The 17,626-nt window shown below is 56.3% G+C and carries 20 protein-coding genes and 1 tRNA gene; 14 read left to right on the forward strand and 7 right to left on the reverse strand.

Going from position 1 to position 17,626, the window contains the following annotated elements; translation table 11 throughout:
- Positions 1-30: 30 nt before the first annotated feature.
- Positions 31-525 carry a TIGR00645 family protein gene (locus ABYM29_RS03370; RefSeq protein ID WP_372862101.1) on the reverse strand — a complete coding sequence of 165 codons (495 nt, stop codon included), beginning with the start codon at positions 523-525 and terminating at the stop codon, positions 31-33.
- Between the two features lie 217 nt (positions 526-742).
- On the reverse strand, positions 743-2,200 hold the full coding sequence (xylE, locus tag ABYM29_RS03375; protein ID WP_372862104.1) for a D-xylose transporter XylE: 1,458 nt from the start codon (positions 2,198-2,200) through the stop codon (positions 743-745).
- 710 nt (positions 2,201-2,910) lie between these two features.
- Between xylE and glk the strand changes: the two genes are divergently transcribed.
- Positions 2,911-3,879: a glucokinase gene (gene glk / locus ABYM29_RS03380; protein WP_372862106.1), complete on the forward strand. Its 969-nt coding sequence runs from the start codon at positions 2,911-2,913 to the stop codon at positions 3,877-3,879.
- A 68-nt stretch (positions 3,880-3,947) separates the two neighbouring features.
- Here the strand turns inward: glk and ABYM29_RS03385 are convergent.
- Positions 3,948-4,037: transfer RNA gene (locus tag ABYM29_RS03385), tRNA-Ser, on the reverse strand.
- Positions 4,038-4,218: 181 nt separating this feature from the next.
- Here ABYM29_RS03385 and ABYM29_RS03390 point away from each other — a divergent pair.
- Entirely contained in the window at positions 4,219-4,560 is a 342-nt protein-coding gene (locus ABYM29_RS03390; protein WP_372862109.1) for a hypothetical protein, read from the forward strand.
- Between the two features lie 44 nt (positions 4,561-4,604).
- Here the strand turns inward: ABYM29_RS03390 and ABYM29_RS03395 are convergent, their stop codons facing one another.
- Positions 4,605-6,218, reverse strand: a complete 1,614-nt coding sequence (locus ABYM29_RS03395; protein WP_372862110.1) for an amidase family protein — start codon at positions 6,216-6,218, stop codon at positions 4,605-4,607.
- Between the two features lie 419 nt (positions 6,219-6,637).
- Between ABYM29_RS03395 and ABYM29_RS03400 the strand changes: the two genes are divergently transcribed.
- The 9 genes from ABYM29_RS03400 (at position 6,638) to ABYM29_RS03440 (ending at position 12,221) form a co-directional block, all read left to right on the forward strand.
- Positions 6,638-7,282, forward strand: coding sequence for an MBL fold metallo-hydrolase (locus ABYM29_RS03400; RefSeq protein WP_372862113.1), 645 nt, complete (start codon positions 6,638-6,640; stop codon positions 7,280-7,282).
- Entirely contained in the window at positions 7,275-7,772 is a 498-nt protein-coding gene (moaC, locus tag ABYM29_RS03405; RefSeq protein ID WP_372862116.1) for a cyclic pyranopterin monophosphate synthase MoaC, read from the forward strand. The genes ABYM29_RS03400 and moaC overlap by 8 nt, the downstream gene beginning before the upstream one ends.
- Before the next feature lie 9 nt (positions 7,773-7,781).
- Positions 7,782-8,024 carry a molybdopterin converting factor subunit 1 gene (moaD, locus tag ABYM29_RS03410; RefSeq protein WP_372862118.1) on the forward strand — a complete coding sequence of 81 codons (243 nt, stop codon included), beginning with the start codon at positions 7,782-7,784 and terminating at the stop codon, positions 8,022-8,024.
- A gap of 2 nt (positions 8,025-8,026) precedes the next feature.
- Positions 8,027-8,476 carry a molybdopterin synthase catalytic subunit MoaE gene (gene moaE, locus ABYM29_RS03415; protein ID WP_372862120.1) on the forward strand — a complete coding sequence of 150 codons (450 nt, stop codon included), beginning with the start codon at positions 8,027-8,029 and terminating at the stop codon, positions 8,474-8,476.
- 124 nt (positions 8,477-8,600) lie between these two features.
- Positions 8,601-9,077, forward strand: coding sequence for a flavin reductase family protein (locus tag ABYM29_RS03420; RefSeq protein WP_372862122.1), 477 nt, complete (start codon positions 8,601-8,603; stop codon positions 9,075-9,077).
- A 30-nt stretch (positions 9,078-9,107) separates the two neighbouring features.
- Positions 9,108-9,674, forward strand: coding sequence for an NUDIX hydrolase (locus ABYM29_RS03425; protein WP_372862125.1), 567 nt, complete (start codon positions 9,108-9,110; stop codon positions 9,672-9,674).
- A 113-nt stretch (positions 9,675-9,787) separates the two neighbouring features.
- Positions 9,788-11,179, forward strand: a complete 1,392-nt coding sequence (gene rmuC / locus ABYM29_RS03430) for a DNA recombination protein RmuC (RefSeq protein WP_372862128.1) — start codon at positions 9,788-9,790, stop codon at positions 11,177-11,179.
- 15 nt (positions 11,180-11,194) lie between these two features.
- Positions 11,195-11,689: a thioredoxin-dependent thiol peroxidase gene (bcp, locus tag ABYM29_RS03435; RefSeq protein WP_372862131.1), complete on the forward strand. Its 495-nt coding sequence runs from the start codon at positions 11,195-11,197 to the stop codon at positions 11,687-11,689.
- 79 nt (positions 11,690-11,768) lie between these two features.
- On the forward strand, positions 11,769-12,221 hold the full coding sequence (locus tag ABYM29_RS03440; RefSeq protein WP_372862134.1) for a hypothetical protein: 453 nt from the start codon (positions 11,769-11,771) through the stop codon (positions 12,219-12,221).
- On the opposite strand, the gene ABYM29_RS03445 is transcribed toward ABYM29_RS03440, so the two are convergent.
- Genes ABYM29_RS03445 through ABYM29_RS03455 form a run of 3 tightly spaced genes read right to left on the reverse strand, consistent with a single transcriptional unit; the run spans position 12,206 to position 14,884 of the window.
- Positions 12,206-12,625 (reverse strand): YkvA family protein, encoded by a 420-nt coding sequence (locus tag ABYM29_RS03445; RefSeq protein ID WP_372862136.1) that lies wholly within the window; start codon positions 12,623-12,625, stop codon positions 12,206-12,208. The two genes, ABYM29_RS03440 and ABYM29_RS03445, sit on opposite strands and share 16 nt — an antisense overlap.
- A 45-nt stretch (positions 12,626-12,670) precedes the next feature.
- Positions 12,671-14,389, reverse strand: coding sequence for a class I adenylate-forming enzyme family protein (locus tag ABYM29_RS03450; protein WP_372862139.1), 1,719 nt, complete (start codon positions 14,387-14,389; stop codon positions 12,671-12,673).
- Positions 14,390-14,401: 12 nt separating this feature from the next.
- Positions 14,402-14,884: a nuclear transport factor 2 family protein gene (locus ABYM29_RS03455; protein ID WP_372862142.1), complete on the reverse strand. Its 483-nt coding sequence runs from the start codon at positions 14,882-14,884 to the stop codon at positions 14,402-14,404.
- Between the two features lie 276 nt (positions 14,885-15,160).
- On the opposite strand from ABYM29_RS03455, the gene ABYM29_RS03460 reads away from it, so the two are divergent.
- From ABYM29_RS03460 to ABYM29_RS03470, 3 genes are all read left to right on the forward strand, one after another.
- Positions 15,161-15,931 (forward strand): exodeoxyribonuclease III, encoded by a 771-nt coding sequence (locus ABYM29_RS03460; RefSeq protein WP_372862145.1) that lies wholly within the window; start codon positions 15,161-15,163, stop codon positions 15,929-15,931.
- Positions 15,932-16,010: 79 nt separating this feature from the next.
- The gene (gene yajC, locus ABYM29_RS03465) at positions 16,011-16,349 is read left to right on the forward strand and encodes a preprotein translocase subunit YajC (RefSeq protein ID WP_372862148.1); all 339 of its coding nucleotides are present in this window, start codon (positions 16,011-16,013) and stop codon (positions 16,347-16,349) included.
- An 83-nt stretch (positions 16,350-16,432) separates the two neighbouring features.
- Positions 16,433-17,443: a 1-aminocyclopropane-1-carboxylate deaminase/D-cysteine desulfhydrase gene (locus ABYM29_RS03470; protein ID WP_372862150.1), complete on the forward strand. Its 1,011-nt coding sequence runs from the start codon at positions 16,433-16,435 to the stop codon at positions 17,441-17,443.
- Positions 17,444-17,626 lie beyond the last annotated feature (183 nt).

Raw genomic sequence — 17,626 nt, forward strand, 5'->3', positions numbered from 1 at the left:
AGGCGGGCCGTTAGGCGCGCGCAGCTGCGTTTAGCCATTGTTCCGGGTGAGTTTGTCCAGATAGCCCATGGCAAATGCCGACACGACAAAGGTGATGTGGATCAGCAAATACCACATGATCTTGTCGTTGGGCGTATGCAGGGTATTCATGAACACCTTGAGCAGGTGAATCGACGAAATTGCCACGATAGACGCCGCGACCTTGTTCTTGAGTGAGCCGGCATCCAGCTTGCCGAGCCAGCCCAGCTTGTCGCTGCCCTCGTCGACATCCAATTGCGAAACGAAGTTCTCATAGCCCGAAAACATCACCATCACGATTAAGCCTCCCACCAGGGCAATGTCGATCAGTGACAGGGTGACAAGGATCAGATCCGCCTCTTTCATCGACAAAATGCTGGGGAATACATGGAGTATTTCCTGGAAAAACTTAATGCCCAGTGCAAAGAGCACCAGGCTCAGTCCCAGATAAATGGGCGCCATAATCCAGCGCGATGAATACATCAGTTTTTCTATCAGCTTTTCCATGGGGCTCTCTACAGCGTGTGATGGTTATTCAATTGGGCGGCCCAAGCGGGCGGTGGCGATCATATCGGGCAGAGCAAAATTTCACAATGCCGGGACGACTGTCGCTATAAGCAGACTCGGCATTCGAGCCGTGAGCGCGGGTGGGCGGTCGTGTAAAAGCGGGGAGGTGGCGGTGTTGAAAGCCCCGGCGGGAGTCCTCCACCGGGGCTGGTGCTAACTAGGTCGCTTCGCGAACATCGAGGCCATCATTGTCGACGGTCCGCTCTTTTGACCAGATTTGCTCAATCTCTTCCAGCGTGCGGCCTTTTGTTTCGGGGATAAAGCGATAGACAAAGAATGCCGCCAAGATGGCAATGCCGCTGTAGAGCCAGTAGGCAAAGCCGTGGTTAAACTCGGCAATCAGGAAGCTGTTGCCGTCCAATACCTTAAAGGACCAAGAAACGGCAATATTCGCCAGCCATTGGCCGGCAACCGCGATGGAAAGTGCCTTGCCTCGGATTGAGGTCGGGAAAATTTCCGACAGCAGTACCCAGGTGACCGGGCCCCAGGACATGGCGAAGCCGGCGATATACAACAGCATTGCCAGCAGGGCAGCAAAACCCAGGGCGTTGATTTGGAAGCAGGTAGCCAGTGCCGCCATGGCTAGGGCCATCGTGATACCGCCGATGATCAGTAGCGGCTTCCTGCCGACGCGGTCGACCGTGTTAATGGCGATAACCGTTGCCACCATATTCACCACGCCGACGAGCACTGTTTGCAGCAGCGCGGATTGCTCCGAGAAGCCCATATTCTCGAAAATCGACGGGGCGTAGTAGAGCACCGCATTGATGCCAACCGCCTGTTGAAGAATGGATAGCACGACACCGATAACGATCAGCGCTATGCCAAAGCTAAACAGCGGGCGGGTGTGTTCAATCAGGCTGGATTGGATGTCAGCCAGGGTATGCGGGGCCTGTTGCTCACCTTCAAGCTTGTGAAGCAAGCTTAGCGCTTCGTCTTTGCGGTCTTTCAGTACCAGCCAACGAGGGCTGTCGGGCAGCGGTAGCAGCAGGATCAAGAACAGCGTGGCAGGAATCATTTCAGAGGCAAACATGAGACGCCAGCCAATGTCGTTCAGCCAGGAAGAGTCTCCTTGCTTGGCGATAAACCAGTTCACGAAGTAGACAAGCACAATACCGGTGACAATCGCCATCTGATTGTATGACACCAGGCGTCCGCGCAAATGCCCGGGGGCGACTTCAGCGATATACAGCGGTGATACCATCGAGGCAATACCAATCCCGATACCACCGATGACCCGGTAAAAGGTGAATATCTTCAAGGCATCGGGGCCCATCTGCCCAATGGCGCCAAATCCGATCTCCGGCAGCGCCGAGCCGATAGCCGACATGATGAATAGCAGTGCGGCAATAATCAGGGTTTTTCTGCGCCCCAGTTTGTTGGACAGCCAGCCGGCCACCACCGCGCCGATGATGCAGCCAAATAAGGCGCTGGATACCGTAAAGCCAAGCAGGCTGTTGCCCGCGGTTTCACCGAGGGCCTGAGGCGCGATGAAATACTGATCGATGGATGATATGGCGCCGGAGATTACGGCGGTATCGTAGCCAAATAGCAGGCCGCCGAAGCTGGCCGCCAGCGTAATCTGCGTTACGAGTTTTGTTGCTGTCTGTGTCATGCGAGGCCTTTGTTATATTTGTGCTAACTGACCGCCCGGGAGTATCGCCGGCAATACTTACCTAGAGTGGCTTGCGGAGGGTGCGGTTGCCATTCAAGAGTGAGTTGTTAGCTGCAATCATTTCCGGAAGGTGTTTTTGTTTTGGCGGAGCTTGTGGTTTTTTTGCCAATGCTCAGCGCTGCCATAGGCGATTTACCTAATGGGTGTATGGGTGGCGCTAGCCAGCAGCTTGCTCCCAGCGGACGCAAGCCGCCTTGTTGGCATCAGTGGCGTCCATCTGTTCTGACGCGATAGCGATAGTCGCCACTGTTCAATAAGTAAACTGTAAAAATTCTAGCAGTGGCCCAGTGTCGAAATCTCTGCTCTGAATGGATGAGCATCGGGGGTGTTTTTTGCCATCGCTCGACTGGCCTGCTGGCGGTGTAGCTAGCCGCGTGGACACATTGTTGTATGTCGCTAGATAAGTTCTAATACGTGTCGCACCGGCTGGCCAGCAGCGTGGGTAGCTGGAATTGTATTGATGGATGTGATGCCAGTGATATAACTCTGCGAAGGTGACCTCTGCTTATTTCTTTACGCGATAGCGGCGCTTGGCGGGTACTGCTGTTGTCGCTGGCAGTGTGCGATAACACGCAGTCGCCGTGCATTCATCAAACAATAGATGACGCAGAAATTGACCATTTATGACGGTAGGGGAAAGGGGAGTATCGGTGAGTCAGAATAATCAACAAGTGCTGCAAGTCGTCGCTGATATTGGTGGCACCAATGCTCGCTTTGCCTATATTCAGCCGGGGCAAACTACGCTGCAAGGCATAGAGGTTTTCCCCTGTAGTCAATTCCCCCAGTTTATTGACGCGGTGCGCGCCTATACGGCGCTTGGTCATGTGGCAAATATTGAGAGCCTTTGTTTTGCTGTTGCCGGCCCGGTAGAGCAGGATTGGATCGACTTGCCCAACAATCACTGGGCGTTTAGTCGTTGTGAATTAGAGCGTGAACTCGGTGTCCCGGTTATTGTTATCAATGACTTCAGCGCGCAGGTATTAAGCGTGAGTGCGTTGCTGGATGACGAGCTGCACTGGATTGGTGGGCCGCGACCCGAGGCTGAGCCAAACGGTGTTGTCGCCGTGCTTGGGCCGGGCACCGGCCTGGGCGTGTCGGCGATGTTGCCGTCTGGCGATATTATTCCCTCGGAAGGAGGTCATATCGGTTTTGCGCCAACCAATCAACACCAGGCCAATGTGCTTGCCCAGTTGTGGCGGCGGTACGAACGCGTTTCCGTCGAGCGGGTGTTGTCAGGTGCAGGCTTGGCGAATCTCTACTGGGCTAATTGCCGACTCGATGGCCTGGAAAAGGAATTGGCCGCGCCGGATGTCACCGCCGGCGCGCGTGCTGGCGATGTCTATTGTCGGCGTGCGGTAGACGACTTCTGTGCCATTCTCGGTGCGGTAGCCGGCGATACAGCCCTGGCGGTGGGTGCATATGCGGGGGTCTATCTCTCTGGTGGAATACTTCCGCAGATGCTCGATGTGATTGATACCGAGCAAATACGCCGCAACTTCCAAGAAAAAGGACGCTTTAGTGCCATTTGTTCGCAAATACCACTGGCAATCGTGCTCGCCGAATACCCGGGGCTGGTCGGTTGTGCGCGACAGCAGGCGATTAGCCACGCGCACGAGTAGGGCGTAATCATCGCGGCTCAAAGCAAAGGCATAAAAAAACCCGGCGCAAGGCCGGGTTTTTTTATTAATGGCGGTGAGGGAGGGATTCGAACCCTCGAATAGTTTGACCCATTACACACTTTCCAGGCGTGCTCCTTCAGCCACTCGGACACCTCACCAAAACTCTTGCTCGCCAAGCTATTAGCGGCATGTTTTGAGGGCGGCTACTCTAAGGGATTTTTGTCGCCTTGGCAAATGGCGTTTGCGCCGCAGTGGTATTTGCGTGGGCTTATGGAGCAGTTTTTGCATTGCCGCTAGTCATTCACTGCTGACGCAGCAGTCTGCATCTAAGGACGCATCATGTTATATACCCCGGAAATGGTTAATCGGCTGCAGCAATTGCGCGCAACTATCTACACTGAGTTTGGGATTCGCATTCGGCTTGCCGACCCGGGACTGCTCGATATGTTGTCGGCCCTTGGGGAGCGTTGTGGCGACGAGGCGCTGCGCCACGCAATTGAGGAAGTGCTGATCATGGCGGGGCGAAAGCTGGATCGGGCACCCAGCGCGGGCAGTCTAATTAGTATTAAGGAAATCACTTACCGGGGGCAAAAAATGACCGTGGATGGCGGGGTAGTCGATGCGTCATCCACGGCGGCGGTTACTCCGAGAGTTTATCGCGGTCGGGTGTTTTACAAGTAGACTAGCCGGGTTTTCGCCGGCTTCGTCATACCCAGCGGGTGGGCCTAGCCACCAATATCTTGCAGCACTTTAATATAGTGCTCGAGTGGCAGGTCTTCTGGGGCCGCTCGAGTCGCTTCACTCAAGGCCTGTTGAAGGCGGCTGTTGAAACTGGCAATAGTCTCGTTGCTCGCCGCGGGTGAGGGGGTGATTTCGGGTGGTTTGCGGTGTTTGGTTGCCTGCTCGTAGTCGTAGGCGATACCCAGACCTAGCCCCTCATCGAACTGCCTGACAAGGATCTCCATACCGCGCGGCACACCAACACTGTCGTCGAAGCCAACGGGTACGACAATAGAACCCATTTGAGTAGTCGAGCCGAAATCACAGGTGCGCCCTCCGGTTGGGCCGGGGCTCAATATTAGTGCATCAATGCGCACGGGCTCGCCGATGTCATCAAAGACTGGCTCGCCGTCCTGGTCGATCAGCGCGTCCATAACCGCCGTTGTGTAATTGCGCATTTCGACAATGCCATCAAGTTCTGCCTGGCTCGGTGCGAGGTTGGGACTTGCGGCGGCGACGAGACCAAAGAGCGCCGCAGTGCGCGGGCCGACCCGGCCAGTTTCCAGAATGCCCTCGATGTCGGTGCAAGTGCTGCGTTGGTGCGCGATTTCGTCCCGCCCTGTGGCGTCAATAGCCAGGCTGCTGACGCAGCCGCGGGGGCTGTTACCGCCTTCTTCCTCAAAACTCTGGAAATACTGATTCATATCGTAATGGCGCGAGCCGGCGCCACGGTTTTCAAAATCGGGCAGGTAAACGTCATAAATATTGGCGCCCATTTCGCGCATTTTTTCCACCGCGGCGGCAATTAAATCGCCCTGAGCACCGCTGCCTGCGGCATTGCCATTAGTACCCAATTGCCGCACCACGCCAATGTTTCGTCCGGCAATACCATGGGTTTCCCTATCTAGAAATTGCGTATAGCTGCTCGGGCGTAACTCTGTGGGATAGTTCAGTGTTTTCGGGTCGCGGGGATCTACGCCAGACATGGCGTCGAGCATTAATGTCGCGTCCATCACGGTGCGCGTCATCGGGCCGCCGGTGTCGCGCTCGTGACTGAGCGGGAAAATACCGTGTTGGGAAATTACCCCCAGGCTCGGCCGTATGCCCACCAGGCCGTTCACGGAAGAGGGGTGGCGTATTGACTGGCAGGTGTCGCTGCCGGTGCCGCCAAGCGCGAAATTGGCGGCAATTGAGGCACCGGTTCCTGAGGACGAGCCCGCGGGGCTTTCCGACGTGTTGTAAGGGTTGCTCACCTGTATTGCGCGGTTGGAAAAGCCGGTAGTAAAAAACGCAAACTCGTCTTGATTGGCCTTGCCGAGAATAAGCGCGCCAGCGCGACGTAGCCCATTCACCGAGTGGGCGTCGACACCCGCTTGGTGGCCCAGCATGCTGTAGGAGCCCTGGCTGCTGGGGTAATCGAAGGTGTCGTAATTGTCTTTTAGCAATACCGGCATACAGTGCAGAGGGCGATCGCCAATGCCGCCGTCGCGCGCGTAGGCGGCGTCGAGCTCTCTGGCTTGGGCGAGGGCCTGGGGGTTGATGGCCAGCACGCCACGGATCGGCAGCCCGCCATTTAGCTGCGGATTGTCGTTGTAGGCAAAAATTCGCTGGATATACATATTGGCCAGTGTTTCGCAGGTAAGTCTTTCGCCATTTTCGGTGTCGAGTTCACCCCGAAAGGCGGCGTGAACCGCGGCGGTTGTCGCTTCCTCTAAAACGAATGTCTCGCGTGGGCCAGTCTCTGTGTTACCGCTGTTGGTATTGCCTGGGTTTGATGAGCCACCACAGGCGGCGATGGAGAGCACGATCGGAGCTAGGGAGTATGCGAAAGCACGCTGCATAATAAGTTGTCCTCAAATAGAAGTTGCGTCCACCTTGCGTATCGACACACCTCCCTGTGTCAGCGGGCGCGAGGCCGCGCTGCTTGAAACTCATGCAGCAAGTCCTGTGCCATCCCAGTAAATTCCTGTGGCGCGCTATGATATTGCCCGCTGACTGCTTATCATTAGGGCAATGTGACGCAAGGGTTTTAAAGGCGATGAAATGTGCGATGGTGCCGGTAACGGCCTACCAACAAAATTGTTCGGTATTGGTGTGTGAAGAGACGGGCAAGGCCGCGGTGGTGGATCCCGGTGGCGATATCGACCGCATAGAAGCAGCGATCGAGCAGCTGGGCGGCAAGTTGGAGGTGATTTTTTTAACCCATGGTCATATGGATCACTGCGCGGCGGCCGACACCTTGCGGCAGAAATACGGTGTGCAAATCATCGGTCCGCATAAGGAAGACGCTTTTTGGATCGACAAATTGCCGGAGTGGTGTCAAATGTCGGGTTTTCCCCACGCCGATGCCTTTCAGCCAGACCGCTGGCTGAACGACGGCGAGATGGTCGAGTTTGGGGCGCAGCAGCTGTCAGTCAGCCACTGTCCGGGTCATACGCCGGGTCATGTCGTGTTCTTTCACGCGCCGAGCAAGTTGGCCATTGTGGGCGATGTGCTGTTCCAAGGCTCCATTGGCCGCACCGATTTTCCCCGCGGGGATTACGACACTCTGGTGAACTCCATTCGGGAAAAACTGTGGCCGCTGGGCGATGATGTCACATTTATTCCGGGACACGGCCCGACATCGACGTTCGGCGATGAGCGCCAAAGCAATCCTTTTGTGGCGGATAGCCGCTATGGGTGATGACGTGACGCAAAAACGCTTTACCCATTTTGACGCCCAGGGCCACGCCACTATGGTGGATGTGACGGATAAACCGGTGAGTTCGCGCCTGGCAGAGGCTGCCGGCACGGTGCATATGCAAGCGGAAACCCTGGCGATGGTGGCTCGCGGCGATCACAAAAAAGGCGATGTGCTCGGGGTGGCGCGCTTGGCTGGAATCCAGGCGGCCAAGAAGTGCAGTGATCTGATTCCGCTCTGTCACCCCTTGATGTTGTCCTCGGTAAAAGTGGAGTTTGCTATCGATGAGGCGGCCAGTGCGGTGCATATTCGCAGCCGCTGTAAGCTGGCGGCGCAAACTGGTGTGGAAATGGAGGCGCTGACCGCGGTCTCGGTCGCGGCGCTGACCATCTACGATATGTGTAAGGCGGTCGATAAAGGTATGCGCATCGACAATATTCGCCTGCTAAGCAAGAGTGGCGGTCGCTCTGGCGACTGGCAGGCACAGGAGTAGGGCGCGGCGATGATACGAGTGCTGTTTTTTGCCAAGTTGCGCGAAACCCTGGCCACGCCGTCGCTGGAGTTGGCTTATGCCGGCGATGTCGCCGGCCTTAAGCGGGCGCTGTCGGCGCGCGGTGAAAGTTGGCAGCAGGCGCTGACACAGGACAATATTTTGTGTGCTGTGAATCAGCAGGTTGCCACTGACGAGCAGCTGCTGAAAGAGAATGATGAAGTTGCTTTTTTTCCTCCAGTAACAGGAGGTTAAAGTTGAATATTCGCGTTTTGGTTGAGGAAGGCGATTTTGATGTGGGCGCTGAGCTGGGGCGCTTGCGCACGGCCGCTAGCGGCGCAATCGTGCAATTTGTTGGGGTGATGCGTGACCACAATGAGGGCGACGCAGTGCGCGCCATGCTGTTGGAGCATTACCCCGGGATGACCGAGAAAAGTATTGAAGCGATCATCCACGAGGCCGCCAGCCGCTGGCCGCTGCTGGCAACGACGGTGATTCATCGCGTGGGGGCGTTGCAGCCCGGAGACCAGATCGTCTTGGTGGCGGTTAGCTCTACCCACCGCCACGCGGCCTTTGCGGCCTGTGAATTTATTATGGATTTTCTCAAAACCCGCGCGCCCTTTTGGAAGAAGGAAGAGCTTGTCGATGGTCGCAGTCGTTGGGTGGATGCGCGTCACAGCGACGACGCCGCCGCTGAGCGCTGGTAGAATTGTGTCGGCCATATGGACGAGCTGTGATTGCGCTGCTTGCCGTTAAGCCAAGGTATACTCAACCCCTTTCAAGACCGACCCGTAAGCAGGTCGGCTATGACCCACTGATAACAGGATTTTTATGAGCTTCGATCCCCGGACTTTCCGCAATGCCCTAGGCCAATTTGCCACGGGTGTTTGCGTTATCACTGCCAACCCTCGTGGCTATGAGCCCTTTGGCATGACGGTTAACTCCTTTGCTTCGGTGTCGCTGGACCCCGCTTTGGTGCTGTGGAGTTTGCGCAATGACTCAGAGTGCTTCCCGGCGTTTGAAGCCGCCGAGGGTTTTACCGTTAATGTACTGACCCAAGAACAAGTTGCGCTGTCCAACCAGTACTCCAAGAAAGATGCGCACCAACTCGATAAAGACCACTACCGCATTGGTAAAAGCGGCCTGCCAGTTTTGCGCGGGGCTTTGACCAGCTTTGAATGTGATATCTGGCAGCGCTATGATGGCGGGGATCATTTGATTCTTGTTGGTAAAGTTACAGAGATGGACCTGAGCCCTACTGGAAAGCCGCTGGTTTTTCACGGTGGTGGTTACCAGGAGCTGCGCTGAGACTTTGCCCCCAGCGGAGCAGCCTTGTCGATGAAGTATTGCAGTGAATGTGCAGCGGCAGTCAGCCTGAAGGTGCCCGATGGCGACGACCGGCCGCGCTACGTCTGTGATCACTGCGAGATCATTCACTACCAGAACCCGCGGGTAGTTGTGGGCTGCCTGCCCACGGTTGGCGACAAGGTGCTGCTCTGCCGGCGGGCCATCGAGCCGCGGCTGGGCTTTTGGACCATCCCCGCCGGTTTTATGGAAAATGGCGAGACCATGCTCGCCGGCGCCCTGCGCGAAACCCGCGAAGAGGCCGATGCCAAGGTTAAAAACGAAAGTCTCTACCGGCTGTTTGATATTCCCCATATCAATCAGGTCTACGTATTTTTTCGCGGCGAGCTCGACGGCGACTTTGGCATAGGCCCAGAAAGTCTGGAGAGTCGCCTGTTTAGCGAAGACGAGATCCCCTGGTCGGAGCTGGCCTTTCCGGTGGTCACCGATATTTTGGTCGACTACTTCGACGACCGCCGCCGCAACGACTATCCTATTCGCCTGGGCAAGCCGGGGCCGCTGTGGGCTGAACATGTGAATTGGAACTTCGACCATTCGTGATACGGCTGACAGCGTCGCAACGACCCTGTACAGTGCTCATTAATCTTTGAGCTTCCTGCCTTAATACGATGAATGATTTAAATTTTTTCCTTCTTGTCATAGCCTTGCTGGGTATGCCGCTCGGACTTCTTGCCGGCAGTTTACTCAGTCGGCGATTCGCCGCGAGAGAGCGCGACAGTCTCGCTCAACAGTTGGCCAGCCTGCAGGTTGAACAGCAGCTGATCCGCGAAGAGTTGCGCAGTGCCGAGCAGCGAGCTGTGGAAGCCAGGCAGGCTGAGGCCATAGCGGTGGAGCGCCAGAGCAGTCAGCTTGAGCAGCTGCAATTGATCGAGCGCGAGAGAGATGATGCCCGCGAAAAATTGGCGCAGTCGCAGTCGGCACTGGCGAGCAAAGAAAGCGACTACCGGCACCTGCAAACCGCCAGCAGTGAGCAGATCGCGCTGCTGAAGCAGGCCAGGGAAAGCCTCAGCGAGCAGTTTGAACAGCTTGCGCACCGAATCTTCGACGAAAAAAGCCGGCGTTTTAGCGAGAGTAATCAGCAAAACCTGCAGCAGTCGCTGCACCCGTTTCGGGAACAACTTAAAGGCTTTCAGGAGCGCGTTAACCAGATCTACGACATTGAAAACCGGCAGCACGGCGAACTCCGGGAACAATTGAAAACGCTTCAGGAAATGAACGGTAATATTAGCCGTGAAGCGCACAATCTGACCCGTGCTTTGAAAGGCGATAACAAGGCGCAGGGCAACTGGGGGGAGGTGATCCTCGAGCGGGTGCTGGAGGAATCGGGGCTGCGCAAGGGGCACGAGTACGACACCCAACAGAGTTTTACCGATGAGCAGGGACGCCGCCGCCAGCCAGATGTGATTGTGCGGTTGCCGGACGATAAGGACATTATTATCGACGCCAAGGTCTCGCTGCTAGCCTACGAGCGTTACTGCAGCAGTGAAGATGAGGCGGAGCGCAGCCGTTTTTTGAAAGAGCATGTGCAGTCGGTGCGTCAGCATGTCTCCGGGTTGTCGACCAAGGCCTATCAACACATAGAGGGTCTTCGCACGCTGGATTTTGTGTTTATTTTTATACCGGTAGAGGCGGCGTTTATGGCGGCCTTTGAGCATGATACTGAGCTGTTTCGCAGCGCTTATGAGCAAAATATCATTGTGGTGGGGCCTACCACCCTGCTGGCGACCTTGCGCACCGTGCAGAGTATTTGGCGTTATGAGCGGCAAAATCGCAATGCTGAGCAAATTGCCAAGGAGGCCGGCGCCCTGCACGACCAGTTTGCCTTAGTGGTGGAATCGCTAGAGGATATCGGCAAGCATTTGGAGCGCGGTCAGGGCGCCTATGAAAAAACCATAAAACGCATGACAGAAGGGCGGGGCAATTTAGTGGGCCGGGTGGCGCGTTTGGAGAAGCTGGGTGCCAAGGTCAAAAAAGCCCTGCCGGCGGCGATTACCGACCGCGCGGATGTGCAGCTGGCGGATAGTGACGATAGTGATAATGAGTAACTAGGGGGTAGTAAAATGGCAGTTCCTAAAATCGGCAATATGGCGCCGGCCTTTAGTTTGCAAGACCAAGATGGCAAGACCGTGAGTCTCAAGGACTACCGGGGCCGCAAGCATGTCGTATTATATTTTTACCCCAAGGCGAAAACCCCGGGTTGTACCGTGCAGGCCTGTGGCATTCGCGATAGCCGCAGCGAATTTGATAAGCGCGATGCCGTGGTGCTGGGGGTCAGTCCCGACCCGGTGGTCAAACTGAAAAAATTTGAGGAAAACCCCAAAAAGGAAGAGGCGCCGCTGAACTTTACCCTGCTGTCTGATGAGGATCATGCGGTGGCCGATAAGTACGGCGCCTGGGGGCCGAAGAAGTTCATGGGCAAGGAATACGACGGTATTCTGCGCAGCACCTTTATTATCGACAAGGATGGCCGGCTTCAGCATGTGATGGCCAAGGTTAAAACCAAGAGCCATCACGAAGACGTACTGGCCTTGCTCGATGAGTTGGCGCTGAACTGAGTCCCAGCACAAATACGCATAGCTAGCGCCGCCAGGGTCTGTTAAAAACAAGCAGGTAACCGGAACTCGGAGTAAGCGTATGGCCGGTGAAGCACACGGTTCCTTTGCGATCCGCACCGAGGGCGATATTGTCATCGTCACGCTGCGCGGCGCGTGGAATCTTGAGGGCGCGATGACCTATTTTCAGGAGTTGGAAAAGGTGGTCGAGGCGTATCAAAAGCGGCCCTGGTGCCGGGTGGTGGATTACACAGACTACGATCTTCACACTCCAGAAGTGACGGCGGCGCAGCCGAAATTATCGCTGTGGTGTCAACTGCAGGGCTGTGTCGAGCAGGTTTATGTCGGTTGCAATAAGGTCGATCGCAAGGCCTTGGACTTTTCCTACAAAGACTCCGGCATGACCTATGTTGCTTGTGAAACGGTCGATGATGCAGTGCGCTATTGTCGCTGTGTGTTGACGGGCAGCCCGCCGCCGGCAGGGCTTAACTTTATTCTGGCTGGCGACACCGCAGGGCTTCAAGGGGCGTCTTGAGACTCGGTGTTTTCCTCGTTATCGCCTCTTGCGAGACGGTAGTTTTGCAAGTCGCGGGCGATCATATCCAGGCAAATTTTTAATACTAGCGCGTCGTCCAAAAAACCGGCTATCGGAATGAAGTCAGGGATGGCGTCCAGTGGCATCAGTATATAGCCCAGTGCGGTTGCCGCCGCGCCGAGTGACCACCAGGGGATTTCCCGGTAGTCGCCGCGCAGGTAATCCTGAATCAGTCTGAATAGCGTGCGCACTTGGTTCAAATAGGGTGCCAGTGAAGGGCTGGTCAATACCTTGTCGAGAATGCGTTGTCGCTGCTGGAGAGTCTTTTGCAGCTGTGTTTCGTCGGTTTGGCGCGCGCCGTCATCGAGAATTTTGCGCGCGCGACGTTCTGAAAAAAACTTCATGGCCAACCTCCGCAGACGGCCCGGCGGTATCGCCGGGCCGTCGTCTTACGCTTGCGCCAGTTTAGCGTAATCGGCTTTGATTTGCTTTTTCAACAGTTTGCCGGTGGCGTTGCGCTGCAGTGGTGCCGTACTAAAGGCTATGTGCTGAGGGTGCTTGAAGGCAGCGAGTTGCTTGCCGAGAAAGTCCTTCAGCTCGTCCGCGGAAACGGACTGGCCGTCGTTGAGGCGTATCACCGCGGCAACGGCTTCACCCATTCGTTCGTCGGGCAGGCCGAAGACCGCAGACTCTAGCACCGCCGGGTGTTTGCTGAGTACCCCCTCTATTTCTGCGGGGTAGATATTCTCGCCGCCGCGAATAATCAGGTCTTTGGCGCGATCAGCCAAGTGAACGAAGCCCTCTTCGTCGAGGTAGCCGATGTCCCCTGTGGCCATCCAGCCGTTGTTAAACTGGCTGGCATTGGCTTCTGGTCGCTGCCAGTAGGAGCGGATGTTACACACCGATCTCAGCCAAATTTCGCCCTGTTGGCCACGCGCTAGGTCATTGCCGTGTTCGTCGCAGGTTTTAAAATCGACGAGTGGCGACAGCGTGCCGGCAGAGCCGGGTTGGTATTCATAGGCGAGGCCGCTGCAGCTTGCACCAATGGCATTGCTTTCGGTCATGCCGTAGCCGGTGCCGACATAGGCCTGTTCGAAGCGCTCATCAATGACCCGCTTGAATGTCGGTGGGCAGGCGCTGCCGCCACCGCCCAGTGAGAATAGGCTGCTGGTGTCGTAGTTTTCATAGTCCGGGTGCTGAAGCAGGTCGATAACCATGGACGGCGCGGCGCTGAAAATGGTGACTTTCTCTTGTTCGATTAAGCGCAGTGCGTCGCCGGCATCCCATTTGTAGGTCATCACGATCTTGCGGCCGCCGCGCAGGTTCAGCAGAAAGGCCGCATAACAACCCGATACATGGAACAGGGGAACCGATAACAGTGAGCAGGGGGCATTACCGCCGGCAAACATCGCTTCTATGGCTTTGGGGTTGGCCATTGCCGACATAATTGCCTGCGCCTCGAAACTGATGATTGCCTGGGTGATATTGCGGTGTGTCGACAGTGCGCCCTTGGGTTTGCCGCTGGTGCCCGAGCTGTACATGATTTGCACCGGGTCGTCGGGCTGACACTGCCACGGCTGGGGCATGGCGCGCCCTTCGGCGCCGGTGATTAGCGCCTCCATGCTTTCTGCCTGCGCCGTCGCCTCGCCGCGAGCGACGATGGCGCGACAGGGCAGGTCGGCGAGCAGCGGCGATAGTAGCTCAAGGCGGCGCTGGTCGCAGAAGACGATGTCGGCGGCACTGTCGCGCAGGACAAACTCTAGCTCTTCAGCAGTTCCCCAGCTGTTTAGCGGTACGACAATGGCGCCCAGAGAGGCAACAGCGGTGTAAGCCTCCATCCATTCGGGGTAGTTGCGCATGGCAATGGCAACGCGCTGGCCCTGTTGTAGCTTGTAGTGTTCGATCAGCTGGTAGGCCAGTGCGTCGACGCGGCGGTAGAACGCGTTAAAACTGCGCCGCTCCTCGGTTTGCCCGGGCTCGGCATAGACCAGGAATTCGGCGTCGCCGTGCTGGCGGCCGCCGTCTAGTAGTTCGCGGAATGTGCTGGGCGCCTGCTTAAATTGGCGGTAGCTTTGGCCGCCCACGACGACCTCTTCCATTTCATAGGGGGCGCCGGCGGCACAAAGTTGGGCTTCACAGTCTTTTAGCGTTTGTGCAATTGAAGTCATTGGGCGCCTGCCTTATTTGTTGCTGGTAAACATATTGTGAGTGAAGTTGAGCGTGCTGGGGATGGGGGCATTAATCGCCTCCATGATGCGCTCGTATTCGGTGCGGCAGATTTTCCACTCGCCATCTTGCAGTCGATAGTGGTCGGTATAAATGGCGGTACCGAACAGCATCCAGTTTTGTTCCTGGTTGAACACCAAGTCCTGTAGATACCATTTTCCGGTCGCCTCGCCGTCGCCAAGTAGTTCGATTTCCGGGTGGTGGCAGTTGTGCATGGTGAGCACCTTGGGGCTGTCCATATGGCCGCGCAGACCGGCAATAAGCTGGCTGCGGTCGTCAAAACTGTATTTGCCACCGTCGTAACGGGCCACGCAGTCTGGTGTCAGGGTGCTTTCCAGTAATGCCCAGTCGTGGGTGTCGACCGCTCGCAGGTAAACGTATTTAAGACGCTTGATGGCTTCGATTTGCAAAAGCTGCTCGGCTGAAGTGCTGCTCATGTGGACGGTTTCCTATTTCAGTCTTGTTATGGTGCCGCCTGGCGGCTGTTATCTGCTATCGATTCTAGGCGAACAATGGCGGGGTGACATGCTCTGTATGGGTGAAGCTGACCGCCGAGAATATGTTGAATTTGGCGGGAAAAAATGTCCACTTGGCGGATATCTGCCCCGCTAAATGCAGAATTTCTGCCAATGGCGATGGCGCATTTGTTAAGCTAGCCGGCGTTTTTTTTGCCGCCAGTTAGCGGGACAGCGGTCCCGGGAGAATAATGTTTTATGCGTATTATCACCGCCAATACTAATGGTATTCGCGCCGCTGCCCGCAAGGGCTTTTTTGATTGGCTGGCGCAGCAGGATGCCGATGTGGTGTGTATCCAGGAGACGAAAGCGCAACAGCATCAGCTCGATGACCCCGTGTTTCATCCCGAGGGCTATACCGTGGCCTTTAGCGATGCCGAAAAGAAGGGCTATAGCGGCACGGCGATGTATTGCAAAAAGGCGCCCAGTCAGTTTGTTTGCGAGCTTGGCTGGGACCCGGCCGACAGCGAAGGGCGCTATATTCGCGCCGATTACGATCAGCTCAGTGTCATTTCACTCTACATGCCCTCGGGGTCTAGCAGTGAGGCAGCCCAGCAGAAAAAAGATGCCTTCCTGGAGCAAATCTACCCCCACTTTGTCGAGTTGAAGGCGCAGGGCAGGGAATTGGTGATTTGCGCCGACTGGAATATTTGTCATCAAGAGATCGACCTGAAAAACTGGCGGGCCAACCGCAAAAACTCGGGGTTTTTACCCCATGAGCGCGCCTGGCTGGACAAGCTCTATGGCGAAGCCGGGTTTGTTGACGCTTTTCGCGAGATCAACCAAGAGGCAATTTATACTTGGTGGTCGAATCGGGGGCAGGCCTGGGCAAACAATGTGGGCTGGCGTTTAGATTACCAAGTGATTACCCCGGGACTGGTGGCGAGCATTCGCGATGCCTGGGTATACAGAGAAGAGCGTTTTTCCGATCATTCTCCCTTTATAATGGACTACGATGTCTCGCTTTGATTCGGGGCCTTGTGTACTATGATTTCCCCTGTGGCGGCCGTCGCCCAATGATTTTTTTAGTCTTAGTTAAGGATACACAATGAGCTTTTTTATCTCCCAGGCCCACGCCCAAACTGCCGGTGCGGCAGGTGCCCCTCCGGGTGGCGAGCTGTTCCAGATCGGTTTTCTGGTAGTGATGTTCGGTCTGTTTTATTTTATTGCGATTCGCCCCCAGCGCAAGCGTCAGAAAGAGCATGCGGCAATGGTTGCGGCTCTGGCCAAAGGTGACGAAGTGGTGACCAGCGCCGGTATTCTCGGCAAGGTGACCAAGCTGGATGACGATTACGTGGTGCTCAGCGTTGCCGACAACGTGGAGCTGAAGTTCCAGCGCGTGGCAGTGCACGCAGTGCTGCCCAAGGGCACGTTGAAAGCGATATAAACGACAACGACGGGGCGCATTGAGCGCCCCGTTTTTATTTCTGTCTGCGGCTCTTCCTATACCTGCCTACCAGCGAGTCTGTGATGAGTGACCCCATTCAAGTAAATCCTCCGCGGCTGAACCTGGCCAACCTGCCCACGCCTTTGCAAGCGCTTGATCGCCTCCAGCAGCAACGCCCGGGGCCGAGAATCTGGCTGAAACGCGACGACCTCACCGGCTGTGCCCTGTCGGGTAACAAAATCCGCAAACTGGAGTTTAATTTGGCCCAGGCCCGCGAAGAGGGCTGTGACACGGTGATCAGCTGCGGAGGTCTGCAATCGAATCACTGCCGAGCCACCGCACTGCTGTGCGCACAGCTTGGCCTGCATTGCCATTTAATACTGCGCGGTGAGCCGCCGGCGGTGGGCGACGGCAATTTACTGCTTGATCAACTGGCCGGTGCCGAGATCAGCGTATATCCCCCCCAGCAGTATCAGCGTGAACTGGATCAATTATTGCTTCACTGGCAGAGCCACTATCAGGCGCAGGGTCGCCGGGCATTTGTGATTCCCACCGGGGCATCGGATGCGATTGGCGTTTGGGGTTATTTTAAGGCCAGCGAGGAGCTGGCTGCGGACTGTCAGCGCAGCGGCATCAGCCCCCGGCATATTATCTGCGCAACGGGCTCGGGCGGCACGCAGGCCGGACTCAGCGCCGGTGCGCATTGCTATATTCCCGGTGCTCAGGTGTGGGGAGTGAATGTTTGCGATGACGAGGCCTGGTTTCTCAACAAGGTGGGCCACGACTTGCAAGACTGGCAGCAACGTTACCACCTCGATATTGATGTTGGCGCGCTGTCGGTGAAGGTGATTGATGGCTATGTGGGGCCGGGCTATGCCAAAGCGGACGAGGAGGTGTATCGCTGCATTGCCGACTTGGCGGCCTGCGAAGGTGTGGTATTGGACCCGGTATACACCGGCAAGGCATTTCACGCCATGCTCTGCGAGCGTGAGCGCGGCCGTTTCGGTGATGATGGCGATATTGTGTTTGTTCACACCGGCGGTATTTTTGGTTTGTTCCCGCATCGCCAGCACTTTGATTTTCTCAACGGCTGACTGAAGCGCAATAACAATACGATAAGGCTTTTATATGGAAACCATTACTGCGCTGATCAGCGAACTCAATAGCCTGGTCTGGGGCTGGCCGATGTTGGTGATGATTCTCGGCACCGGCGCCTATTTGATGGTGGGGCTGCGGTTACTGCCGCTGCGCCATATTCCCCAGGCGTTTGGTCTGCT

Origin of the sequence: Spongiibacter sp., assembly GCF_041602295.1 — a bacterium.
Classification (GTDB): domain Bacteria; phylum Pseudomonadota; class Gammaproteobacteria; order Pseudomonadales; family Spongiibacteraceae; genus Spongiibacter.